22 protein-coding genes, 1 pseudogene and 1 other annotated feature are annotated in these 23,836 nt (G+C 36.9%); all 23 genes and pseudogenes read left to right on the top strand.

All coding sequences use genetic code 11. The features are described from left to right. Window positions 1–12: 12 nt before the first annotated feature. The 23 genes and pseudogenes from rsmH to ileS all read left to right on the top strand — a co-directional run bounded on the left by rsmH (window position 13) and on the right by ileS (window position 23,640). On the top strand, window positions 13–963 hold the full coding sequence (gene rsmH, locus D0S48_RS06000; RefSeq protein WP_144537954.1) for a 16S rRNA (cytosine(1402)-N(4))-methyltransferase RsmH: 951 nt from the start codon (window positions 13–15) through the stop codon (window positions 961–963). Continuing rightward, window positions 964–1,335 carry a cell division protein FtsL gene (gene ftsL / locus D0S48_RS05995; RefSeq protein ID WP_151110642.1) on the top strand — a complete coding sequence of 124 codons (372 nt, stop codon included), beginning with the start codon at window positions 964–966 and terminating at the stop codon, window positions 1,333–1,335. Beyond that, on the top strand, window positions 1,332–3,554 hold the full coding sequence (locus tag D0S48_RS05990; RefSeq protein ID WP_225321699.1) for a penicillin-binding protein: 2,223 nt from the start codon (window positions 1,332–1,334) through the stop codon (window positions 3,552–3,554). Before ftsL ends, D0S48_RS05990 begins: the two co-directional genes overlap by 4 nt. Before the next feature lie 101 nt (window positions 3,555–3,655). Then, window positions 3,656–5,521, top strand: coding sequence for a penicillin-binding transpeptidase domain-containing protein (locus tag D0S48_RS05985; RefSeq protein WP_151110640.1), 1,866 nt, complete (start codon window positions 3,656–3,658; stop codon window positions 5,519–5,521). A 53-nt stretch (window positions 5,522–5,574) separates the two neighbouring features. Beyond that, entirely contained in the window at window positions 5,575–6,546 is a 972-nt protein-coding gene (mraY, locus tag D0S48_RS05980; RefSeq protein WP_144537957.1) for a phospho-N-acetylmuramoyl-pentapeptide-transferase, read from the top strand. A gap of 1 nt (window position 6,547) precedes the next feature. Further along, complete coding sequence (gene murD / locus D0S48_RS05975) at window positions 6,548–7,906, top strand: UDP-N-acetylmuramoyl-L-alanine--D-glutamate ligase (protein WP_151110638.1); 1,359 nt, start codon at window positions 6,548–6,550, stop codon at window positions 7,904–7,906. Window positions 7,907–7,955: 49 nt separating this feature from the next. Then, window positions 7,956–9,014: pseudogene (locus D0S48_RS05970) on the top strand (FtsW/RodA/SpoVE family cell cycle protein); the annotation flags it as partial. 1 nt (window position 9,015) lies between these two features. Continuing rightward, window positions 9,016–9,813: a cell division protein FtsQ/DivIB gene (locus D0S48_RS05965; RefSeq protein WP_144537960.1), complete on the top strand. Its 798-nt coding sequence runs from the start codon at window positions 9,016–9,018 to the stop codon at window positions 9,811–9,813. Then, the gene (locus D0S48_RS05960; RefSeq protein WP_144537961.1) at window positions 9,791–10,510 is read left to right on the top strand and encodes a DUF881 domain-containing protein; all 720 of its coding nucleotides are present in this window, start codon (window positions 9,791–9,793) and stop codon (window positions 10,508–10,510) included. The genes D0S48_RS05965 and D0S48_RS05960 overlap by 23 nt, the downstream gene beginning before the upstream one ends. 23 nt (window positions 10,511–10,533) lie before the next feature. Further along, the gene (locus D0S48_RS05955; RefSeq protein ID WP_144537962.1) at window positions 10,534–11,253 is read left to right on the top strand and encodes a DUF881 domain-containing protein; all 720 of its coding nucleotides are present in this window, start codon (window positions 10,534–10,536) and stop codon (window positions 11,251–11,253) included. A gap of 4 nt (window positions 11,254–11,257) precedes the next feature. Continuing rightward, complete coding sequence (locus D0S48_RS05950; protein ID WP_144537963.1) at window positions 11,258–11,608, top strand: small basic family protein; 351 nt, start codon at window positions 11,258–11,260, stop codon at window positions 11,606–11,608. 99 nt (window positions 11,609–11,707) lie between these two features. Further along, entirely contained in the window at window positions 11,708–13,000 is a 1,293-nt protein-coding gene (gene ftsA, locus D0S48_RS05945) for a cell division protein FtsA (protein WP_144537964.1), read from the top strand. Window positions 13,001–13,040: 40 nt separating this feature from the next. Next, window positions 13,041–14,204 carry a cell division protein FtsZ gene (ftsZ, locus tag D0S48_RS05940; protein WP_144537965.1) on the top strand — a complete coding sequence of 388 codons (1,164 nt, stop codon included), beginning with the start codon at window positions 13,041–13,043 and terminating at the stop codon, window positions 14,202–14,204. Between the two features lie 494 nt (window positions 14,205–14,698). Further along, the gene (locus tag D0S48_RS05935) at window positions 14,699–15,541 is read left to right on the top strand and encodes a sigma-E processing peptidase SpoIIGA (protein WP_151110633.1); all 843 of its coding nucleotides are present in this window, start codon (window positions 14,699–14,701) and stop codon (window positions 15,539–15,541) included. Next, on the top strand, window positions 15,541–16,248 hold the full coding sequence (sigE, locus tag D0S48_RS05930) for an RNA polymerase sporulation sigma factor SigE (protein ID WP_144537967.1): 708 nt from the start codon (window positions 15,541–15,543) through the stop codon (window positions 16,246–16,248). Before D0S48_RS05935 ends, sigE begins: the two co-directional genes overlap by 1 nt. Before the next feature lie 89 nt (window positions 16,249–16,337). After that, window positions 16,338–17,120 (top strand): RNA polymerase sporulation sigma factor SigG, encoded by a 783-nt coding sequence (gene sigG / locus D0S48_RS05925; protein WP_144537968.1) that lies wholly within the window; start codon window positions 16,338–16,340, stop codon window positions 17,118–17,120. Between the two features lie 88 nt (window positions 17,121–17,208). After that, entirely contained in the window at window positions 17,209–17,448 is a 240-nt protein-coding gene (locus tag D0S48_RS05920; protein ID WP_144537969.1) for a YlmC/YmxH family sporulation protein, read from the top strand. A 74-nt stretch (window positions 17,449–17,522) separates the two neighbouring features. Then, entirely contained in the window at window positions 17,523–18,212 is a 690-nt protein-coding gene (locus D0S48_RS05915) for a YggS family pyridoxal phosphate-dependent enzyme (protein ID WP_144537970.1), read from the top strand. Further along, entirely contained in the window at window positions 18,209–18,691 is a 483-nt protein-coding gene (locus D0S48_RS05910; RefSeq protein ID WP_144537971.1) for a cell division protein SepF, read from the top strand. Before D0S48_RS05915 ends, D0S48_RS05910 begins: the two co-directional genes overlap by 4 nt. Before the next feature lie 17 nt (window positions 18,692–18,708). Next, entirely contained in the window at window positions 18,709–18,969 is a 261-nt protein-coding gene (locus D0S48_RS05905) for a YggT family protein (RefSeq protein ID WP_144537972.1), read from the top strand. A gap of 176 nt (window positions 18,970–19,145) precedes the next feature. Further along, window positions 19,146–19,934 carry a YlmH family RNA-binding protein gene (locus tag D0S48_RS05900; RefSeq protein WP_151110631.1) on the top strand — a complete coding sequence of 263 codons (789 nt, stop codon included), beginning with the start codon at window positions 19,146–19,148 and terminating at the stop codon, window positions 19,932–19,934. Between the two features lie 94 nt (window positions 19,935–20,028). Then, window positions 20,029–20,538, top strand: coding sequence for a DivIVA domain-containing protein (locus tag D0S48_RS05895; RefSeq protein WP_144537974.1), 510 nt, complete (start codon window positions 20,029–20,031; stop codon window positions 20,536–20,538). 52 nt (window positions 20,539–20,590) lie between these two features. Beyond that, window positions 20,591–20,809: a binding site (T-box leader), on the top strand. Between the two features lie 68 nt (window positions 20,810–20,877). Continuing rightward, window positions 20,878–23,640: an isoleucine--tRNA ligase gene (gene ileS, locus D0S48_RS05890; protein WP_151110629.1), complete on the top strand. Its 2,763-nt coding sequence runs from the start codon at window positions 20,878–20,880 to the stop codon at window positions 23,638–23,640. Window positions 23,641–23,836: the final 196 nt, after the last annotated feature.

Here is a 23,836-nt window from a genome sequence, read left to right as displayed (position 1 = left end):
GGAGGGAAGAGCTTGTTTCATCATACAACAGTATTACTCCACGAGACGGTAGATGGACTAGCTATTCGTCCCGATGGAATCTATGTAGACTGCACGCTAGGCGGAGCAGGTCACAGTGAGTATTTAGTAAAACAGCTTAATGAAAAAGGTAGATTAATCTGTTTCGACCAAGATACCGTAGCAATAGAAAATGCAAAGATTAAGTTAGCGCCATACCTAGAGCAAGTAACGTTTGTTCATGCGAACTTTCGATACTTAAAAGAATCATTATATGATTTAGGAATAGAAAAGGTCGATGGGATTTTATACGACTTAGGAGTTTCTTCTCCTCAGCTAGATACCCCTGAACGAGGCTTTAGCTATAACTACGATGCCCCTCTTGATATGAGAATGGACCAAACAAGCGAACTAACAGCCTATCATGTGATCAATGAATGGCCCTATGAAAAATTAGTTAAAATCTTTTTCCGTTATGGAGAAGAAAAGTTTTCTAAGCAAATTGCTAGGAAAATTGAACAGGCAAGAGAAGTATCACCTGTCGAAACTACCTTCCAGCTAGTAGAGTTGATCAAAGCAGGAATACCAGCTGCAGCTAGGAGAACAGGTGGGCATCCTGCAAAACGAATTTTTCAAGCAGTTAGAATTGCGGTTAACGATGAGCTTGGAGCAGCGGAGGAATCTCTGGAGGACGCAATACAGCTTATTAAAGTAGGTGGAAGAATAAGTGTGATTACCTTCCATTCCTTAGAGGACAGACTTACTAAGACTATTTTTAAAGAAGCTTCATCTTTACCAAACTTACCGCCAAACTTGCCGGTCATACCTGCAGGAATGGAGCCAATGTTAAAGCTAGTTACTAAAAAGCCTATTTTGCCGTCTGAGGCTGAGCTAGAAGTTAATAATCGTTCAAGATCTGCTAAGCTACGAATTGTGGAAAAACTAATCGAAAAGGGAAGTGTTTAAATGGCTTTACGTAATTACCAATCCGAACCATACATAGCTAGGCCTTCTTTTCCGGAGCAACCACCACAACCAAAGAAGCCAGCAATACAGAAAAGTAAAATATTTTCAAAAGGTGAAAAAGTTTTGTTTTTAGGTTTATTAAGCATTGTTACTGTTCTGTCTTTAATGATTGTCCAAACTCAATCAACTGTAAGAGCAACTACAAAGGATATATCCTTACTAGAACAACAAATAGATACTACTTCAAAAGAAAATACAGACTTGTCCATACAAGTGCGTGAATTATCTACCTATGATCGAATTTGGAAAAAGGCGGAGGAACTCGGCTTGAAACTAAATGAGCAAAATGTAAAGGTAGTACCAGGACAATGAATAAGAAATTTCGTTTTCAATGGGGAGCCTTTCTAATGTTTTTACTTTATGGAGGGCTCTTTTTTGTATTACTTAGCCGCTTCGTATTTATTCAAGTGACAGGAACAGCAGAAGGACAGTCTTTGGCAACTAAGGCAGAATCTAAATATAATAGAGTTCAAGAAATTCCAGCGAGCAGAGGAGAAATTCTAGATCGCAATGGGGAAGTCATCGCTGAAGATACACTTAGTTATAAAATGATTGCAGTTACTAGGGAAGATGTATCTAACAACAGTTCTATTCCTCGTCATGTAGTAGATCCAGGGGATACAGCAAACATACTTGCTGAATATATAGACCTCCCACAGGAAGAAATACTAGAAATATTGAACAATGGAATAGAAAAGGACAAGTATCAGGTAGAGTTTGGGAAAGCTGGACGGGATTTAAGTCACCAAAAAATGTTAGAGATTAAGAGTTTAGAATTACCTGGAATTATGTTTATCCAGGATTTAAAAAGATTATATCCTAACGGCACTTTTGCTTCTCATTTAATCGGATTTGCTTTAAAGGAAGAAACAGAGGATGGCAAATCTAAAGCGGTTGGTAAAATGGGACTAGAATATATTTACGACAAAGCACTAACTGGGACACCAGGAAAAGTGGAATATCAAAGCGACACAAAAGGGTTTTTACTTCCTAAGGCAGACAAAATGGTCACAGATGCACAAGACGGCTATAACATTCATTTAACACTAGATAAAACGATAGAAAACTTTCTAGAAGATGCTATGAATAAAGCAGAAGAAAAGTATAAGCCAGAAAAAATGACAGCAGTCGTTGCAAATGCTAAAACTGGAGAGATTTTAGCGATGTCTCAAAGACCAACATTTGAACCTAATACACGCGAAGGACTATCAACTAACTGGTTAAATGAAGCAATAGAGCAAACAATAGAACCAGGTTCCACGATGAAGATTTTTACACTTGCCTCTGCAATAGAGGAGGGTGTCTGGAATCCAAATGAAAAATTTAAATCGGGTACTTATAAAGTGTTTGACCGTACAATTAGAGACCATAACAATGGGTTAGGTTGGGGACCAATTTCATATTTAGAGGGTTTCCAAAGGTCTTCTAACGTTTCTATGGCTTTTTTACTAAATAAGATTGGCGATGAAACCTTTATAGAGTATATTCGTCGTTTTGGTTTTGGGCAGCCCACGGGTATAGACCTTCCAAATGAAGCAGCTGGAATTGTAAATGATAAATATCCTATCAATAGAGTTACCACTACCTATGGGCAGGGAGTAACTGTAACGCCAATTCAAATGGTTCAAGCTATGACAGCTATTGCAAATGAAGGTACTATGATGCAACCATTTGTTATTGATAAAATTGTAAATCCCAATACAGGCGAAATTATCGAAGACAATGAACCAGTTGAAAAGAAATCTCCAATTTCAGCTAGTACTGCAAATCAGGTGAAGGACATTTTAGAAAGTACAGTTACTTCGGATCATGGAACTGCCCAACGATTCAAGCTAGAAGGATATACTTCTGCAGGTAAAACTGGTACAGCTCAAATTCCAAAAGGTGATGGTTCCTATTTATGGGGAAGACAATTATTCCTATACTCATTCTTAGGTATGGCGCCGGTAGAGGACCCACAGTTAATAGTTTATGTAGCAGTTCATAAACCTAAGATTAAAGATACGGAAGTAGGTTCTCAGCCAGTAGCAGAGATATTTAATTCCGTTACAGAAAGTAGCTTAAAGTATTTAAACATAGAACCTGAAAATCTTGAATTGTCTAAGCCTATTACAATGCCAGATTTAGTTGGAAAAAATTTGGTTGATATCCAAATGGATTTAGAAGCACAAGGCTTGAAAACTGTTATAATTGGTCAGGCGGATAAGGTTGTTGAACAATATCCTAAGGCGGGTACTTCAGTTATTTCTAAAGGAACGGTCTTTGTTAAAGGTAGTGGGGAAATACAGCTTCCTAACTTTAATGGTTGGTCTAAAAGAAATCTAATGATTTATAAGTCACTTTCTGGACTACCTATTGAAATAATTGGTGATGGTTATGTTTCTAAGCAAAGTTTAACAGCAGGATCAATTGTTACAAGCGAGACACCGATAGTTGTTCAACTATCTACTCCTCAGGAAGTAGCTGATCCAGTCGTAGAAAAAGAAGAAACAGAAGAAGTCGAAGAAACAGAGCAACTACCACAAGACTAGAAGAGTGATAGAATAGTTACTGACGTTTTTTCATAAGCTATCTAAAACGGGCTAAAGGAGAAAACTTTATATCTAAACTTAAGCAAGTTATTCGATTACGGATGATATGGATTATCACGCTTCTGTTGTTTATAGCGGTAGCAGGAAAGCTTATTCAGCTTCAGTTTGTCCAATTTGAGGAACTAACTACTAAAGCGAAGGAAAGTTGGGACAGAGAATTACCCTATGCTTCCGAGAGGGGTAATATACTCGATAGAAATGGTGAGGTAATTGTTGGGAATAAGCTATCACCAACTCTATTTTATATGCCATCTCAAAACAAAGAGCCTGACAAGGTTGCAGAAGAGATAGCTCCACTATTAGAGGTAGAAGAGCAAAAATTATACGACCAAATTAACAAAAGAGCATATCTTGTTAAAATAGCTCCTGATGGAAAAAATATTACCTCTGATTTGGCTATGCAAATTCAAGATAAAAATATTAAAGGATTGTATGCTGGGATTGACTATGTAAGAGATTACCCGCATGGCAGAATGCTGTCCAGATTACTTGGTTTTACTGGATATGATGCACAGGGACTTGCTGGGATTGAATATCAATACGATTCCGTACTGAAGGGGAAAGAATCAGCCATTCGTATGTTTACGGATGCAAAGGGGATTCCACTTCCCCATGTAGATGACGGCTGGAAAAATGGACAAAATGGCAACCATGTTCAGCTGACTATTGATATGAAGATACAGACTGTTGTAGAAAGAGAACTGTCTCAAGCTATGGACAAATATGAAGCTACTCAAGGTATTGCTATAGTAATGAATCCAAACAACGGGGAAATTCTTGCGCTTGCTTCCGCACCGAACTTTGATCCGTCCTCCTATCAAGAAGTCGATTCTACTGTTTATAATCGTAACTTACCAGTTTGGATGACTTTTGAGCCAGGATCTACATTTAAAATTATTACATTGAGCGCAGCCTTAGAAGAAAATGTGGTGGATTTAGACAATGATCATTTCCATGATGCAGGTTATACGATAGTAGAGGGTGCGAGATTGCGATGTTGGAAGCGTCAAGGACATGGCAGCCAGACATTTTTGGAGGTTGTTGAAAATTCCTGCAACCCAGGCTTCATAGAATTAGGCAGAAGAGTTGGACCTGATAAGCTTTCAGAGTACATTAAAAAATTTGGTTTTGGTCAATCCACTGGTTCTGGAATGGCTGGAGAATCCTCGGGTATTCTATTTAGCAAGGATGCATACGGACCTGTCGAACATGCTACGACTTCTTTTGGTCAAGGTATCTCTGTAACACCAATTCAACAAGTACAGGCGGTGGCTGCTGCTATTAATGGCGGTTACCTTTATAAGCCGTATATCGTAAAAAATATATTGGATGGAGAAACAAAAGAAGTTTTATCGAAAGCTGAACCGGAGATGAAAACTCAAGTAATTTCGGAGGCTACATCTCAAAAGGTTCGTGAGGCTCTTGAACATGTTGTGGCCCATGGATCTGGAAGAAACGCTTATCGAGACCAATTGCGTATCGGTGGAAAAACAGGGACTGCACAAAAGGTTCAAAACGGTCGATATATGGAAGGGGAATATATTGTTTCTTTCATTGGTTTCGCGCCAGCTGATAACCCAGAGCTTATTGTATACGTGGCCATTGATAATCCTAAACATAGCACACAGTTCGGAGGAGTTATAGCAGCGCCAATTGTTGGTCAAATAATTGAAGATTCACTTGAAGTTACTGGCAGTGGTACTCAGCTAGAAAAAGATTACAGATGGGGTGACGTCCAAACTGTTCGAGTTCCTGACTTAGTAGGTACCAAAAGAAAAGAAATTACATCTTATATGTATCCATTTAAAATTGTTTGGCACGGGGATGGGGATGAAATTTTAACCCAATTACCTAAAGAAAACAGTCTTATTCCGTTAGATGGGACGATACATGTTTACACAAAATAAAAATAACTATAGTACATTCGTAAATAGTTGTGCGTATTTAAGGAGATTTTTTTATGACATTGTCTACAACGATTATTACACTTATTGTTAGCTTTCTAGTATCTGTTTTACTTGCCCCGATTATTATTCCTTATCTAAGAAAAATGAAATTTGGGCAGAGTATTAGAGAAGAGGGCCCAGAGTCTCATCAGAAAAAAGCTGGTACACCTACAATGGGAGGATTAATATTTTTAATCTCCATTATTGTTACAACGCTTGCCATTTCCTTTATTTTTGACAAAATTACTACTCAATCCATTGTATTATTATTAATATTAGTTGGATTTGGATTAATAGGTTTCTTGGATGACTTTATAAAAGTAGTTTTAAAACGAAATTTAGGTTTGACTTCATGGCAAAAGCTAATCGGTCAAATCATTGTAGCGATTATCGGCTACTTCTTATTAAAATTAGGACCATTTGATACATCCTTGTCTATACCGTGGACAGATATTAGATTCTCATTAGGTCAATTTTATGTGGCTTTTTTAGTCTTCTGGCTAGTTGGTTTCTCCAACGCAGTAAATCTATCGGATGGACTAGATGGCTTAGTATCTGGTACAGCATCAGTGTCATTCGCTACTTTCGGTGTACTTGCATTAATCTACGAACAAACAGACATAGCAATTTTCACATTTAGTGTAGCAGGTGCTTTGCTCGGCTTCCTGTTATTCAATAAAAACCCAGCAAAGGTTTTTATGGGTGATACTGGTTCTCTTGCTTTAGGTGGAGCATTAGCAATGGTATCTATTCTTGTAAAACAAGAAATTCTTTTACTTATAGTGGGGATTATATTTGTAATAGAAACTTTATCGGTTATTTTACAAGTTATCAGCTTTAAAACAACTGGAAAGCGAATATTTAAGATGAGTCCTATTCATCATCACTTTGAATTGTCTGGCTGGAGTGAGCGTAAAGTTGTAACGACCTTTTGGGCAATTAACTTTATTTCGGCAATGATTGTAGTAATCATGGAGGTAATGTAAATTGAATCAGCTACCATTTGTGTATCATAAAAAAATTCTCGTGCTAGGCTTAGCCAAAAGCGGAACAGCTGCTGCGGAAATCCTACATGACTTAGGAGCATTTGTAACGGTCAATGACTCCAAGCCTTTTGAACAAAATGAAAACGCTCAATATCTCCTATCTAAAGGCTTGACTGTAATTTGTGGGAGCCATCCAGAGGACTTATTGGACGAAGGGTTTAGTTTGATAGTAAAAAATCCAGGAATTCCTTATACAAATTCTGTGGTTGCAGAAGCTATTAAAAGAAATATTCCTGTCTGGACAGAGGTAGAGCTTGCTTATCGTATTAGTGAAGCTCCAATAATAGGTATCACAGGATCGAATGGTAAAACTACTACTACAACACTTATTTATGAAATGCTTGCACACGCTCATAAACAGCCATTAATCGCTGGTAATATTGGTACGGTTGCCTCTGGGGTAGCTAAAACGGCGACTAAGGAAAATAACATTGTAATGGAATTATCTTCCTTCCAATTAATGGGAACTGAACTATTGAAACCTAAAATAGCTGTGCTAATGAATTTATATGAGGCGCATTTAGACTATCATAAAACCTATAAGGAATACACCGATGCTAAATTCAATATTACTAAGAAACAAGATGATTCCGATTGGTTTGTTTATAATGGGGAACAAAAAATTGTAAAAGATTATGCAGAAAAAAGCTTAGCACAAAAGGTTCCTTTTTACGTGAGTAAAAAAACAGCCGAAGGAATAAGTGCAGACAATCAATATATATACTGGAATGGGGTGGAGCTTTTCGAACGCTCTATCATTGCTCTTCGCGGAAAGCATAATTTAGAAAATGTGTTAGCTGCAACTGCAACCGCTATATTGTTAGATTGCTCTTTAGAAAGCATCAAGGCAGTATTGCAATCCTTCCAAGGTGTCAAACATCGTACACAATTTGTTTTAGAATCTAATGGACGTAAATATTACAATGATTCTAAGGCAACAAATACGCTGGCTACTAAAAGTGCTTTAGCAGGCTTTACAGAGCCAGTAGTATGGATTGCTGGTGGGGTAGATAGAGGACATTCCTTTGATGAGCTTATTCCTTACCTTCCAAATGTCCGTGCTTTAGTACACTTTGGTGAAACTAGTGAAAGGCTCCAAAAGTTTGGTGAGGAGAATAACATTCCTTTTGTCAAAAAAGTGTCTAATTTGAAGGACGCTACAAGCTTAGCTGTAGAAGTCTCCCAAAAAGGTGATGTTGTTCTACTTTCGCCAGCTTGTGCAAGCTGGGATCAATATGAAAGCTTTGAACTGCGAGGAGATGAATTCATCGAAATCGTAAAGGCGTTATCGACAAGTTGAAAGGATGAAATAATCGAAAGATAAAAGAAAGTTATTATTCTTATCGTCTGTATTATTTTTATCTATTATCGGTATTTTGTTTGTACACTCTGCTGGCTCTTATTGGAGCGAGGTACATTATCAAGGACAAACACCGTTTGCTTTAAAACAAGGAATGTACCTAATAGTGGGGGTAGCCGGAGCATTTTTTATTCAAAATAAATCATTTTTGCGGCTTACCACATTTTGGCACGTTTTATATATCATATCGGTGGTATTGCTTATAGGGGTACTGATTCCAGGTATCGGTGTTGTACGGAATGGATCGCAAAGTTGGATATCACTTGGTTTCACAAATTTTCAGCCTGCGGAATTATCCAAAATTGCAGTGTTAGGGGTTTTAGCGCTAGCTTTAGCAAAAGAGCCTAAAAACAAAGGCAAACTATATATTAGAAGTGCTTTGTTGCTTTTGCTTCCTATTGGGCTTATTATGGTTCAGCCTGACTTTGGTTCAGCATTTGTATTAGTAGTAGCAGTCTTCATGCTTCTATTCGTTGCAGGACTTCCTTTAAAGTTTTTCTTTGCTATTGGTTTGTCAGGTGTAATCGGTTTAGCTGCCCTAATTATTTCTGCCCCGTATAGGCTAATTCGTATCCAAGCCTTTTTAGACCCTTGGAAAGACCCTCTTGGTTCTGGGTTTCAAGCTATTCAATCTTTACTAGCGATTGGTCCAGCAGGTTTGTTTGGCTTTGGATATGGTAACAGCCGCCAGAAATTCTTATACTTACCAGAGCCACAAAATGATTTCATTTTCTCTATCTTGTTAGAGGAAACAGGGTTTATAGGCGGGTTGATTGTTATTATGGCCTTTGTTGTCTTTTTCACAACCAGCTATACAATGGCGGCGAGAGCAAAGACACGAGAGGCTCAATTAATGATAGTCGCATTAACCTCCTTGCTTGTAGTACAGACATTTTTAAATATGGGCGTTGTGACAGGCTTACTTCCAGTAACAGGGGTAACGTTACCTTTCATCAGTTACGGAGGGTCATCCTTAGTCATGACTTGGGGAATTATAGGAATTATTTTGAATTTGGCAAACACATCTGGTACAGAAGGGAGGCGGTAGAATGGAAAAAATCATCGATATTGAAGATCGTATACCCACTTTAAAAGAAAAAAGAAGACGTAGAACAAATAAAAAATTTTCCATTCTACTTTTTCTCTTTATCTTTACACTGCTCGTTGTTTTGTACTTCCAATCATCCTATAGTCAAATACAACAAATAGATTTGGAAGGATCTAATCTTTTCTCTAAGGAAGAATATATTAAACAGACAGGTCTGACGATTGGGGACTCTATGTGGAGCTTCAAGGAAAAAGATATAGAAGAAGCTTTAGAGAAAAGTGATTGGGTTGAAAATGTACAAGTTAAAAGGAAATGGCTTTCCAGCATACATATCCAGGTAGAAGAATATAAACAGGTTGGATATGTGGAAAGCGAGAATACTCTTCAAATAGTATTGGAGAATGGCAAAACGATAGCTCCAGAAGGACATATTGTTCCTATGGAGGGACCTATTATCACAGGATTCGAAAACGAAAAGATTCGATTACGTCTAATAAAAGAACTTAAAAAAATGAAAAATGAAGTATTATTGACAATTTCTCAAATAAGTTATGTACCGAAAGAGAATGACAAATATTCCATTCAGGTTTACATGAATGACGGGAATGAAGTACAAGCCTTGATTCCATCTTTTTCGGAAAAAATGAATTACTACCCTTCGATAGTTTCGCAACTAAATCCAGATCAAAAGGGCGTAATCGATATGGAGGTAGGTTCATTTTTTGAACCTTATGTAGAGGTTTTTAAGGAGACAACTGAGGAGGAGGCGATTGAAGATGAAGAAGAGGAGACTCCTTAATGTCCCTTTTCGAGGACGAATTCTGATTTCGCTGGTTAGTTTAGTTTTAGGTTTCATTCTAGCTTATTCCTACAGTTTGGCTTCTGCTGATAAAGAAACAGGCGGAAATAGCGATTATTCACTTGAGCTTGAAAAGTATAGAGAAAAGCTGATAGATCAGAAAGAAATGAATAAGGAATTAACAGAAGAAATAAATACAAAACAGCAAGAGATTAGAGAATATGAAAAATCGTTTGTGGAAAGTGAAGAAAGTGTTGAGGAGTTAGTAAAGGAGGCAGAGATGCTTCGTTTGTTAATGGGGGATATGCAGTCGCAAGGAAAAGGATTATCCATTTCGTTGCAGGATGGTGAATATAATCCCTCACAGGAAAATCCAAATGATTATATTGTTCATGAAAGTCACATATTTAAAGTGATAAATGAGTTAAAAATATCCGGCGCCGAGGCCATTTCAATTAATGGACAAAGGCTCCATGCACAATCGTACATAAGCTGTACTGGTCCTGTAATTACCGTGGATGGTAGAGCATTTCCTGCTCCTTTTGTTATAGAGGTAGTTGGAGATCCAAAGGTTTTACTAGCATCTGTAAATTTAGGTGGTGGTGTTGTCGATCAATTAACAAGTGACAATATTGTAGTTACAGTAGAAGAAAAAAGTAAAATAGTCATGCCTGCTTTGCGAGGTGACCAAAATTAACAAAGGTGAAGGAGGCCGAATACATGAAAAAAACCGTCTATATTCGGTTTACTATAATTTTGTTAATCGTTGGTTTTATGATAGCAGTTCAATATAATACAGTAAAAGACCCAGAAACCCGTGATACACGGGATGTATGGGAAATACGACAAGAACTAGCCACGGAAACACAGTTACATTCAGAACTGTTGTCAGAGGTTCGTGTATTAGAGGAAACAGTAGGTAAGTATGAAAATATGGTCAACGCCAGTCCTGAAGTAGCTCTAAATGAAACAATTAAACAGTTAAAGCAAGAAATTGGTTTAGATGAGTTTAAAGGGCCAGGGCTGTCCATTACAATTGAGCCTTCTATAGAGAGTATGATTGTAGGAGAACAAATAGAAGAGATTTCACCAGATTTGTTAATAAGACTCATAAACGAAATTAATCGTTTTAAAGCAGAAGCAGTAGAGGTAGATGGAAAACGAATTATTTATTCCACAGCTATTCGTGATGTAAATGGCAGGACTACTGTGAATAACCTGGCTATCAAAAAGGCCCCCTTCACCATTAAAATTGGGACGCTATCATTTGAAGATGCGAAAAAAATGTATAACCAGCTAGAAGCATCCCCTATCGGCGATGATTTCTATATAGATAATTTGAGACTGACAATAGGTCAACCTGAAAATATCATTACAATACCAGCGTTTGACCAGTCTGTAAATATGCAATTTTTACAAGAAGTTCCAGGGGGAGAGTAGTATTATGTGGTTGCCGTTTTTAGGTTTATTACTTGGGATTTCACTTGGTTTAATGACTGATATTCAAATTCCAGAAATATATGAGAGCTATCTATCCATTGCTGTTTTAGCAGCACTAGATACTTTGTTTGGTGGAATACGCGCACAATTACAGCATGTTTACGATGACAAAGTATTTGTTTCAGGCTTCTTCTTTAATATTGCATTAGCAGCTGCTCTAGCGTTTCTGGGAGTTCATTTAGGAGTAGATTTATATTTAGCGGCAATCTTTGCTTTTGGAGTTCGACTGTTTCAAAATATTGCTGTAATTCGTCGAATTTTATTAACTAAATGGGCAGAAAGAACAAAAAGATAATGATTTAAGTGTCAATTTACTATTTGTTTAGAAAATTTTAGACTTTATATGTTTTTTACAATAGAATAATAAATAAAGAGTTATTAGGAGGTGCCACGGGTGAATCAATCAGAATTGTACGTATCATTGGATATTGGATCGTCTTCCATTAAAGTATTAATAGGCGAAATGAGTGATGACTCGCTGCATGTAATAGGAGTAGGAAATGTTAAATCGAACGGTATACGAAAAGGCACCATTGTTGATATAGATGCAACTGTTCAATCCATTAAAAAGGCCGTTGGTGAGGCTGAGAGAATGATAGGGATGTCCATTCAAGAAATTGTGCTAGGTATACCCGCTAATTTAGCAAATATACAAAATGTCAAAGGTGTAGTAGCTGTCAATCGTGAGGACAGAGAAATAACAGATGCAGATTTAGATCGTGTATTAGAATCTGCACAGGTAATGTCTATCCCACCAGAAAGAGAACTTATTAACATAGCGCCAAAACAATTTATAGTTGATCACTTAGAAGAGATTAAAGACCCTCGAGGCATGATTGGTACTCGTCTTGAATTGGACGGTATAATGATGACTACATCAAAAACAATTTTACATAACGTTCTACGATGTGTGGAAAGAGCTGGTCTTCAAATTAGAGAGATTTACTTACAACCTTTGGCAGCAGGACATTTTGCATTAACAGAAGATGAAAAGAATCACGGAACCGCTTATATTGACATAGGTGGAGGTTCTACAACCATTGCTATTTTCAGAGAAGGGCATTTAGTTAATACTTCTGTTATACCTGTAGGTGGTGACCATATTACTAAAGATTTATCGATTGTCTTGAAAACACCAACTGAACAGGCGGAAATGATAAAATTAAGATATGGACATGCCTTTTACGATGATGCTTCAGATGATGAGTTATTTGAAGTACCAGTTATTGGCGCAGACATGAAAGAACAATATTCCCAACGTTATATTGCCGAAATTATCGGTGTGCGCTTAGAGGAATTGTTCGAGTTAATCTTAGAAGAATTCTACCGCATGGGCTTGCAAGATCTACCGGGTGGAGTAGTTATTACCGGCGGTGTAGCTAAGCTTGAAGGTATTGGTCAATTAGCGAGACATATATTACAATCACGTGTCCGCCTATATACACCAGATTATATCGGCGTTAGGGAACCACAATATACAACAGCTGTTGGCCTTATAAGATATGCCTATAAAGAAGATCTTTTCTATGGTAAAATTGGCAATAGCCATGCATTATCTCAAACGGCACACAATGAAGTAGTAGCAAGTACTAAAAAACAAAAACAACCACAAAAAAATGCAAACAATGAGAACAAAGAGAGTGCAATGAGTAAAGCGAAGAAACTGTTTGACAAGTTCTTTGAATGAAAAAACTTTATCATAGTTGAAAGATATAGGAGGCAATAGCATGTTAGAATTTGAAACAAATGAAGATCAATTAGCAATTATTAAAGTTATTGGAGTAGGTGGCGGCGGTAACAACGCAGTAAATCGAATGATTGAACATGGAGTTCAAGGTGTAGACTTTATTGCGGTTAATACAGATGCTCAAGCTCTTAACATGTCAAAAGCCGAAGTAAAGCTACAAATCGGAGGCAAGCTGACTCGTGGGCTTGGTGCAGGAGCTAACCCAGAAGTAGGAAAAAAAGCAGCAGAAGAAAGCAAAGAGTTAATCGAAGAAGCGCTTAGAGGAGCAGACATGGTTTTCGTTACTGCTGGTATGGGTGGAGGAACCGGTACTGGAGCTGCACCTGTAATCGCTCAAATTGCTCGTGATTTAGGGGCTTTAACTGTCGGAGTAGTAACACGTCCATTTACATTTGAAGGCCGTAAACGCTCTACACAGGCTGTAGGTGGGATTGGTATGATGAAGGAAGCTGTCGATACGTTAATCGTTATTCCTAATGACCGTCTATTAGAAATCGTAGACAAAAATACTCCAATGCTTGAAGCATTTAGAGAAGCTGATAACGTTCTTCGTCAAGGGGTTCAAGGTATCTCTGACTTAATCGCTGTTCCTGGTCTTATAAACCTCGACTTTGCTGACGTTAAAACTATTATGTCCAATAAAGGAGCAGCACTTATGGGTATAGGTATCTCTGCTGGAGAGAACCGTGCTGCAGAGGCTGCTAAAAAAGCAATCTCCAGCCCATTACTTGAAACTTCTATTGACGGAGCTACAGGTGTTTTAATGAATATTACAGGTGGATCTAACCTTTCTCTATTTGAGGTACAAGAGGCTGCGGACATTGTAGCATCTGCGTCTGATGAGGAAGTTAACATGATTTTCGGTTCTGTAATCAATGATAATCTGAAGGATGAAATTGTTGTAACAGTTATTGCTACAGGTTTTAACGAAGAAGTGATTACACAAAAGCAACCAAGAGGGACAGGCTTTGGAGCTGCACGTGCACAACAGGCAGCTACAACTCCACACCGTGAAACTAGAAAAGAAGAACCACAGCCACAACAGCCTTCTTTTCAACAAGAACGTCCAAATCCAACTCATCATCAACAAGACGATGCGTTAGATATTCCGACATTCTTGCGTAATCGTAATCGTAGAAGCTAATCTAAACATTTTATAGATAAAAAGCAATCACCATTAATGGTGGTTGCTTTTTTGTGTTTAATAAAGAATATTAAATGGCCCAAAAAATATAGTAAGACGCATTCTTTAATCATTACTAGCTTTTAGGAAGATATTGTATACGTCCTTGGGCCGACATATATGACCGGATAGAATTTTTTATGACCGTTCGGGCGACATTTATGACCGTATAGAAAATTTTATGACCATTCGGGAGACATTTATGACCGGATAGAAAATTTTATGACCATTCAAGAGATATTTAAAGTCGAATAACTATTAAATAACCTTTCACTTATTTTTTGCATATTTAGTCTTCTTTCTCTTCTTAAAAGTCTCTTATTTATTAGCTACAATCGTTACTTATTTAATATTTACTTATGGGATTTTGTCGTTTAAAAAATTTACTTTTGGACGTTCCTTTGACAAATTTCTTATAAATTGGGTGTTAAGCTTTTATCAAAAGGAGGAGAGCTATGTACGCAGAAGTTATGATTGCAACAAACACATTTTTCAACTACACCGTTTTAGCGTTTGCAAACAGAATTGGCTGGATTGAAAACCAAAAAAGATACCTGCTTCTGTCGGCCTTTGTTGCGGGAGTGATAACAGTTGTTTTTTCAAATCATTTCAGTACGCTATTTTTAACTTTCTTTCTCATGATAGGAATAGCATTCTGGAAAAAAAGGACACAAATCGTCAAGGCTATTACATTAACTTTACTCGCAAGTATTTTTGCAGGTGGATTACTTACAGCCATTGCCCCTATGTACAGTAACGCTAGCAATTCATTCATGATTCTTAACTATGCAGTTATTGCTACAGGTGGTTTATACCTTCTTACTAAACATGTATTGCACCTTCATATCTCACAAACGGAAAGAGAACTTATTTATCCTTCAAGCATCAGGCTATTCGATCAAACTAAAGAACTCATATTATTTATCGATTCGGGAAACGTATGCACGGAGCCTCTTTCTAATGATCCAGTACATTTTATAGCGGCAGAAGCTCTCAAACCAATCCTTCCAGATATTCTTTATGAAGTGATTAATAGCTGGGATAGTACGCATTACAAAGGTTTGGATATGCTTCCAAAAGAATATGCCAGCAAAGTACGTTTAATACCGATTGCTACAGTGCAGAAAGAGAAGTCGTGGGTTATAGGTATTAAATATGAAGAATGGATTGTTAACGATCAACCATTACCAAAAGGTTATATTGTTTTAACTAGAGGCAAGGACAAATTTCCTCATGAAGCAGATGGGATATTGCATAGTTCCACTTACTATCATCTTAAAAAAAGGAGTGTTAAATAATGATATTAAATTTGCTACGTCGATTTTACTTTTGGATTCTCTCGTTTAAAAGAAAGGGAGTCCATTATATTGGTGGAAGTGAGTCGCTGCCAAAACCATTGACGAGAGATGAGGAACGTGAAATGTTGTTAGCCTTTATGGATGGAGATGAGCATGCTAGAGACGTATTAATCGAAAGAAATTTACGATTAGTTGTATATATTGCAAGAAGGTTTGATCAAACAAACACTAACATAGAAGATTTGATAAGCATTGGTTCAATTGGTCTTATAAAAGCAGTTGAAACATTTAATTTAGATAAAGGAATTAAACTGGCTACCTATGCTTCTAGATGTATAGAAAACGAAATTCTCATGCATTTAAGAAAAACAAATCGTATGAAATCAGAGGTTTCCTTTGATGAACCATTGAATTCTGATTCGGATGGAAATGAATTATTACTATCTGATATTTTAGGTACAAGCGAGGATTTAATCATCGAGGATGTAGAAAAAAAATTAGAGAGACAGCATGTTTTTGAAGCAATTAACTTATTGGGAAATCGAGAGAAATATATTATGCAATGCAGATTCGGACTCAATGGACAAGAGGAAATGACACAAAAAGAGGTTGCGGATCATCTCGGAATTTCACAGTCATATATATCACGTTTAGAGAAAAAAATCATATTAGATTTAAAAGAAGTGTTGAACGAGCCAATCGCCTAATGGGTGAAATTGGATAGCCGAGCTCGGAATAATCTTTTAACCTCAGGACAAACTGACTAAGAACTATTAAAAAGTCCGGAGGAAGAACTATGACGAGAACAAAAGTAGAATTATGCGGCATTGACACATCAAAGCTTCCTTTACTATCCCATGAAGAAATGAAAGCATTATTTATACGTTTACAGGGTGGAGAAGAATCAGTTAAAGATGAATTAGTTATGGGTAATTTAAGACTAGTTTTAAGTCTAGTTCAACGATTCGCATATAGAGGAGAACAGGCGGACGATTTGTTTCAAGTCGGCTGTATAGGATTAATTAAGTCCATTGAAAATTTTGATTTAAAACATAATGTTCGGTTTTCTACGTATGCGGTGCCTATGATTATAGGGGAGATAAAAAGGCATCTACGTGACCATCATTCTGTACGTGTTTCTCGTTCTTTAAGAGACATCGCTTACAAGGCGATGAAAGCGAAAGAACAATATATTAATGAACATCTGGAAGAACCGACATTAGAAGATTTATCAAAAATATTAGAAATTCCTGTTGAAGATATATTACTTTCTTTAGACGCTATTCAAGACCCTGTTTCCCTACAAGAACCTATTTTTAGTGATGGGGGAGACGCTATCTATATGATGGACCAATTATGCGATAATGATGTATCGGAAGATCAGTGGGTAACATATTTCACCGTAAAGGAAAGCTTTCAGAATTTAGATTCTAGACAACGAAAAATTCTAACGAAGAGAATTTATTTTGGTGCTACCCAAACAGAAATAGCTACAGACTTGGGATTATCCCAGGCTCAAATATCACGTTTAGAAAAAAGTGCGTTATCGACTATTCAAAGCCAGTTAAATCCAAAGTAACTTAAAAAACAAATTGACGCTTTTTCTTCATTCGAAAAAGCGTTTTTTTCTATTTTCATGAATATACTAAGAAAAAGGGAGGGAACTGATGAAATTTTCAGATGCACAGCAAAAAGAAGTCATCGAGGCAAACTCCGGCCAATTGCTAGGGTTTATAGTAGACGCTGAAATAGACAAAGAAACAGGTTTTATAACTTCTTTTATAGTGGAAACTAATGGGGCATACCCCACATTTTTTAATAAAAAAAGAGAAACTAAAAAAATTGACATACAAAATATAGCAATAATTGGAAAAGATGTAATAATCGTTTCAAAAAACCGAGAATAGGTACTGTTCTTTATTGATAAAAGGCCATTTCATTGATACAATGAACAAAACAAAAGATGAAGAGTTGGTTTTATATGTCAAATGTGAAAAGTAATTTAATCAGTATCCAAAAGAATATAGAAAAATCTTGCGTACGAGCTAATCGAAATATAAAGGATGTAACTCTGATCGCAGTTACAAAAGAAGTTTCTGTAGAGCGGACAGAGGAAGTTATACAAAATGAAATTTTACATCTTGGAGAGAATCGACCAGAAGGATTAATGAAAAAAATTGAAGCTATTTCAGCTGATGTTAAATGGCACTACATAGGCTCTTTACAAACTAGAAAAGTAAAATCGGTTATTAATGAGATAGATTACTTGCACTCTTTAGACCGGAAAAGCTTAGCTGACGAAATTGAAAAAAGAGCAAGCACAGTGAAAGATTGCTTTGTTCAGGTAAATGTTTCGAAGGAAGAGTCTAAGCATGGCCTTTCTTTAGAAGAAGCCGAGTTATTTATTGATGAACTTAAAGACTATTCTCGAATACGTGTTGTTGGTCTTATGACTATGGCACCTAATACGGATGATGATTCGCTTATAAGACAGGTTTTTCGTGATTTAAAAGAGCTACAAACGAAAATAGCTGCAAAACAACAGCCTCATGCTCCTTGTACAGAATTATCTATGGGTATGTCTGGAGATTATGAAATTGCTATTGAAGAAGGAGCAACATTTGTAAGAATAGGAACTGCATTAGTCGGTAAAGACAAGGAGGATGAATGAGTATGAAAAATTGGGTAAAAAACTTTTTCTATTTAGAAGAGGATGAAGATACATCTGTTCCACAACAACAGCAAAGACCACAGCAGCAGCCTGTAGAACCTCAACAAATAAAACAACAGCCTGTTAAGTCTTACGCTAAGGAACGAAAATTCAATACTGCTCCTAAGGAAACTGCTGCAACCAATCTTGTAAGTATACAAAATATGCAAAAATCCTCTAAGGTAATCTTAATCGAGCCAAGAGTATATGCGGAGGCGCAAGATATTTCTGAGCATTTAAAGAATAAAAAAGCCGTTATAGTTAATTTGCAACGAATCGATAAGGAACAAGGAATCCGAATAATCGACTTTTTAAGTGGAACAGTATATGCTTTAGGTGGAGACATTCAACGAATAGGAACAGATATTTTCCTATGTGCTCCTGATTCCGTAGAAGTTGCAGGTTCGATTTCAGATTATTACTATAACGATCTAGATTAATAGAGGAGTTACTTACAATGGATTTAATATTAGTTTTGTTAGCTCAATTAGTACAGATATACTCATTTGCATTGATTATTTATATCTTTATGTCGTGGGTACCCAATGTGCGTGAATCTGCAATAGGGCAGTTTTTAGGGAAAATATGTGAGCCCTATTTAGAGCCATTTCGCAAAATCATTCCACCAATCGGTATGATTGATATTTCTCCGATTGTAGCTATTTTTGTTTTAAATATAGCTATGAGAGGAATTTTATCTTTAGGTCAATTCATTTAACCTCACATTAGTGAGGTTTTTTTGTAGGAGCAAGTGGCTCTTATCGATAAAACCAATGCCAAGCGCGCTTAAAGCGTAAACAAAGACTTTGATCCATGTCTTATTTTTTGGAAAAGTATCCCTGCAAGGATGCTAGCGTGTTTTCTTACTATAAATTTCAGCGAGGTCTCAGCAGTATGGAACATCTATTACAGCATTTTAGAAAAGAAGAGCAACCATTTATTGAACAAACCACTAATATGATGCGAGAGATTGAAGATCGTTATGCTCCAAGGCTAACTGATTTTCTAGATCCTAGGCAGCAGTTTATTTTAAATTCTGTGCGCGGACAATATGATTCTATTGAGTCAAGTGCAGCAGGAGCATTAGAAGATGCTGAAAGAAAAAGAGTACTTCTATATCCGTCATATTTTGAACCAACAGAAGAAGATTATAATATGACTGTAGTTGAAGTAAAATATCCTCAAAAGTTTGTTACCTTAAAGCATAAAGACGTGCTTGGCTCGATGATGTCCCTAGGAATTGACCGGAGTAAATTTGGAGACATTCGAGTGGAGGAAGGCTCGATTCAATTTGTTGTTGCTACAGAGGTTTTAGATTATGTGAGGGCGAATTTTGTTGGGATTGGGAAAGTGAAGGTTCATATCGAAGTAGTAGATGACTCTTCCAATTATTTCAGACAACACGAGGAATGGGTATCAGAAAATCACACGGTGAGTTCTTTAAGGCTAGATACTGTTATTTCATCTATTTTCAATATATCTAGACAAAAATCTGCTTCTCTTATTCAAAGTGGTAAAGTAAAGGTCAATTGGACTGAAAAAGACCAACCGTCTATGGAATTACAAGAGCTAGATATGATTTCTATTCGTGGATTTGGTCGCATAAAATTATTGATGATAGAGGGAAGAACCAAAAAAGACAAAATAAGACTTCAAATTGGTAGAATAGAGCCAAAAAAATAATTTTCTTAAATTTAATTTGAAATTTAGATGTATTCAACCAGTCTGAAATGTATAATAGAGGGAAGAACATTAGTATGTAAAGGAGATGGATAGGATGCCACTAACACCACTTGATATACATAACAAGGAGTTCAGTAAGGGATTTAGAGGTTACAATGAAGATGAAGTAAATGAATTTCTTGATCAGATTATGAAGGACTTAGAAATACTTATCAAAGAAAAAAAAGAGTTAGAGCTCAAATTAAAGTCCTCCAGTGAAAAGGTTGGTCATTTCACGTCTATAGAAGAAACCTTACATAAGTCCATTGTAGTTGCGCAAGAGGCTGCTGAGGAAGTTAGACGCAACTCACAAAAAGAAGCAAAGCTCATAGTAAAAGAAGCAGAGAAAAATGCAGATCGTATTGTCAACGAAGCTCTTTCCAAAGCTCGAAAAATAGCCTTAGAAATTGAAGAGTTGAAGAAACAGTCTAAAGTTTTCCGAAATCGATTTAAAATGCTTGTAGAGGCACAACTAGATCTTATTAATACTGATGACTGGAATCATTTGATGGAGTATGATGTAGATACAACAGCTGTAGATCGTATTTCTGCTACAGAGGAATAAGAGATTTCTTGACTGATGGTCGTACATTTCCTATAATAATTTCATATCATATATATATGCATTGAAAAAGACGTCTAAAAATGATTTCTGTAAAGCGACTTGAGGATGGTGTGAGCTCAAGCAATGAAACGTTTTAGTGGATCACTTTGGAGCAAGGATACTGAATTTTTAAGTGTCTTCGGATTATGTCCCGTTACGACATACTAAGCGGCGGTTACTTTTAGTGATCGCAAGTAGGGTGGTACCGCGAGCATAACTTCTCGTCCCTTTTGGGATGAGGGGTTTTTTTATTTTCCAAGAATTATACCAGCACCTGCGAAAAACAAAGGAGGAAGAAAAATGGAGTACAAAGACACACTATTAATGCCAAAAACAGATTTTCCTATGCGTGGAAATCTACCAGTGAAAGAGTTAGATATCCAAGCAAAATGGGAAGAACAGGATATTTATAAAAAAGTTTTAGAAAGAACGGAAGGGCGTCCATTCTTTGTTCTACATGATGGCCCACCGTATGCCAATGGTGATATTCATATTGGGCATGCTTTAAACAAAGTTCTTAAAGACATGATTGTTCGTCACAAATCGATGACAGGCTTCCATGCTCCTTATGTTCCAGGTTGGGATACACATGGACTACCAATTGAACAAGCTCTAACTAACAAAGGTGTTAAACGTAAGGAATTATCACTGGCTGAATTTAGAAAGCTATGTGAGGATTATGCATACCAACAAATTGACAACCAACGATCACAGTTTAAACGTTTAGGCGTTCGTGGAGATTGGGATAATCCTTATGTAACATTAAAGCCTGAATTCGAATCGCGACAAATTGAAGTATTTGGTGCTATGGCTAAGAAAGGTTACATCTACAAAGGATTAAAGCCTGTTTATTGGTCACCTTCAAGTGAATCTGCCCTTGCAGAAGCTGAGATTGAATACCAAGACAAAAAATCTCCTTCTATTTATGTTAGCTTTGCTGTAAGAGATGGCAAGGCTGTTTTAGAAGAAGGGACAAAGTTCATTATTTGGACTACTACTCCTTGGACCATTCCTGCAAACTTAGCAATTTCATTACATCCACGAGTAGAATACGCAGTAGTACTAACAAAAGGGAACAAATATGTAATTGCAAAAGACTTAGCAGAATCTGTAGCAGCTGAGCTAGGATGGGAAGAATACTCTATTGAACGAACAATTCTTGGTCAAGAATTGGATCGTCTAGTTGCTAAGCACCCATTATATGACCGTGACTCTTTAATAATCCTTGGAGAGCATGTTACAACTGAATCAGGTACTGGCTGTGTTCATACAGCACCTGGCCACGGGGAAGACGACTTCTACGTAGGAAAAGCTTACGGTCTAGATGTGCTTTGTCCTGTTGACGAGCGTGGGGTACTGACAGCTGAGGCACCAGGCTTCGAAGGGCTATTCTATGATACAGCAAACAAAGCAATTACTGAGGAATTAGAGAAAGTAGGAGCATTAGAGAAGCTTACATTCTTTACTCACTCATATCCACATGACTGGCGTACAAAAAAACCTGTTATCTATCGTGCAACTCCTCAATGGTTTGCATCAATTGAGGCTTTCAGAGATGAATTATTGCAGTCTATCCGCAATACTAAATTTACACCAGCATGGGGAGAAACTCGTCTGTATAATATGATTCGTGATCGTGGAGATTGGTGTATCTCTCGTCAGCGTGTATGGGGTGTGCCAATTCCAGTATTTTATGCAGAGGACGGCGAACCAATTTTAACAGAAGAGACTATCTCTCATGTATCAAATCTATTCCGTGAGTATGGTTCAAATATTTGGTTTGAAAGAGAAGCAAAAGAGTTACTTCCAGAAGGGTTCACACATCCACATAGTCCAAATGGAATTTTCACAAAAGAAACAGATATTATGGACGTTTGGTTTGACTCTGGTTCTTCCTACCATGGTGTCTTAGAGGAACGTGATGATTTAGTATTCCCAGCAGATTTATATCTAGAAGGATCTGACCAATATCGCGGATGGTTTAACTCTTCTCTAATTACGAGTACTGCAATGTATGGTCATGCTCCATACAAAGGGTTATTAAGCCACGGCTTCATTTTAGACGGTAATGGTCGAAAAATGAGTAAATCATTAGGGAATGTTGTAGTCCCTGCTAAAGTAATGAATCAATTAGGTGCTGATATTCTACGTTTATGGGTTGCATCTGTAGATTATACAGCGGATGTTCGTGTATCTGATGCAATCATCAAACAAGTTACAGAAGTCTATCGTAAAATCCGTAATACGCTTCGTTTCTTACACGGGAATATTAGCGACTTTAATCCAACAAGTGATCGTGTGGCATTTGAGAACTTACGTGAAGTAGACCAATATATGTATATGAAATTACAAGAGGTTATCAAGACGGTAAGAGCTGCTTATGACCGTTATGATTTTGCTACAGTTTATCACACTGTTAATAACTTTGTTTCTGGTGAATTGAGCTCATTCTATCTTGATATCGCTAAAGACGTTGTTTATATTTACGGAACAGATGACAAAGATCGTCGTGCAATGCAAACTGTAATGTATGATACACTTCTTGCTTTATTAAAATTATTGACACCAATACTTCCACATACAGCAGATGAGCTTTGGGCTTATTTGGAGTTTGAGAAGGAAGAAAGTGTTCAATTAACAGATATGCCAGAAGCTCTTGACTATCCTGCATTTGAAGCACTTGCTCCAAAATGGGAAAAAATCATGGGATTACGTGATGATGTATTAAAAGCATTAGAGGAAGCTCGTAATGCGAAAACAATTGGTAAATCATTAGAAGCAAAAGTAACGTTGTATGTTAGTGATGAATATAAAGCGTTGTTCGACACAGACGCAATTGATTTCGCGCAACTGTTTATCGTATCTAAGTTTGTTTTAGGTGGTTCTCAATCTGAAGCACCAGCAAACAGTTTAGTGCTTGAAAATTCATCCGTTGTAGTTGAAAAAGCAGACGGAGAAAAATGTGAGCGTTGCTGGACTATTGCTGAAACAGTAGGAGAAAGTGAAGCTCACCCGACACTTTGCTCTCGCTGTGCAGAAGTAGTAGAAAAACATTACGTATAATATATACAAAGTGGCCCTATGCTAAATAGGGCCACTTTTTTAAAAAAATTAAGACAGAGCATTTGATTAGAAAGATAGATCACATGAATATGAATTACACTAAAAGTTTGAATAATAGATAAAAGAATTAATTTTTTCTTTTGTAAATCATAGATGCTCTTTTACGTAGGATAGGTTTCTATGGTAAACTATTGTA

It is taken from the genome of Psychrobacillus sp. AK 1817, from assembly GCF_008807035.1.
Classification (GTDB): Bacteria; Bacillota; Bacilli; order Bacillales_A; family Planococcaceae; genus Psychrobacillus; species Psychrobacillus faecigallinarum.
Note: the sequence above shows the minus strand (reverse complement) of the source record. Positions and strands in the feature narration are given on the sequence as shown.

Bases quoted from the DNA above. Each gene is read 5' to 3' on its own strand.
- ftsL (WP_151110642.1), top strand. From the start codon at position 964: ATGGCTTTACGTAATTACCAATCCGAACCATACATAGCTAGGCCTTCT.
- D0S48_RS05990 (WP_225321699.1), top strand. From the start codon at position 1,332: ATGAATAAGAAATTTCGTTTTCAATGGGGAGCCTTTCTAATGTTTTTA.
- D0S48_RS05985 (WP_151110640.1), top strand. From the start codon at position 3,656: ATGATATGGATTATCACGCTTCTGTTGTTTATAGCGGTAGCAGGAAAG.
- mraY (WP_144537957.1), top strand. From the start codon at position 5,575: ATGACATTGTCTACAACGATTATTACACTTATTGTTAGCTTTCTAGTA.
- D0S48_RS05965 (WP_144537960.1), top strand. From the start codon at position 9,016: ATGGAAAAAATCATCGATATTGAAGATCGTATACCCACTTTAAAAGAA.
- D0S48_RS05960 (WP_144537961.1), top strand. From the start codon at position 9,791: ATGAAGAAGAGGAGACTCCTTAATGTCCCTTTTCGAGGACGAATTCTG.
- D0S48_RS05955 (WP_144537962.1), top strand. From the start codon at position 10,534: ATGAAAAAAACCGTCTATATTCGGTTTACTATAATTTTGTTAATCGTT.
- D0S48_RS05950 (WP_144537963.1), top strand. From the start codon at position 11,258: ATGTGGTTGCCGTTTTTAGGTTTATTACTTGGGATTTCACTTGGTTTA.
- ftsZ (WP_144537965.1), top strand. From the start codon at position 13,041: ATGTTAGAATTTGAAACAAATGAAGATCAATTAGCAATTATTAAAGTT.
- D0S48_RS05935 (WP_151110633.1), top strand. From the start codon at position 14,699: ATGTACGCAGAAGTTATGATTGCAACAAACACATTTTTCAACTACACC.
- sigE (WP_144537967.1), top strand. From the start codon at position 15,541: ATGATATTAAATTTGCTACGTCGATTTTACTTTTGGATTCTCTCGTTT.
- sigG (WP_144537968.1), top strand. From the start codon at position 16,338: ATGACGAGAACAAAAGTAGAATTATGCGGCATTGACACATCAAAGCTT.
- D0S48_RS05920 (WP_144537969.1), top strand. From the start codon at position 17,209: ATGAAATTTTCAGATGCACAGCAAAAAGAAGTCATCGAGGCAAACTCC.
- D0S48_RS05915 (WP_144537970.1), top strand. From the start codon at position 17,523: ATGTCAAATGTGAAAAGTAATTTAATCAGTATCCAAAAGAATATAGAA.
- D0S48_RS05910 (WP_144537971.1), top strand. From the start codon at position 18,209: ATGAGTATGAAAAATTGGGTAAAAAACTTTTTCTATTTAGAAGAGGAT.
- D0S48_RS05905 (WP_144537972.1), top strand. From the start codon at position 18,709: ATGGATTTAATATTAGTTTTGTTAGCTCAATTAGTACAGATATACTCA.
- D0S48_RS05900 (WP_151110631.1), top strand. From the start codon at position 19,146: ATGGAACATCTATTACAGCATTTTAGAAAAGAAGAGCAACCATTTATT.
- D0S48_RS05895 (WP_144537974.1), top strand. From the start codon at position 20,029: ATGCCACTAACACCACTTGATATACATAACAAGGAGTTCAGTAAGGGA.
- ileS (WP_151110629.1), top strand. From the start codon at position 20,878: ATGGAGTACAAAGACACACTATTAATGCCAAAAACAGATTTTCCTATG.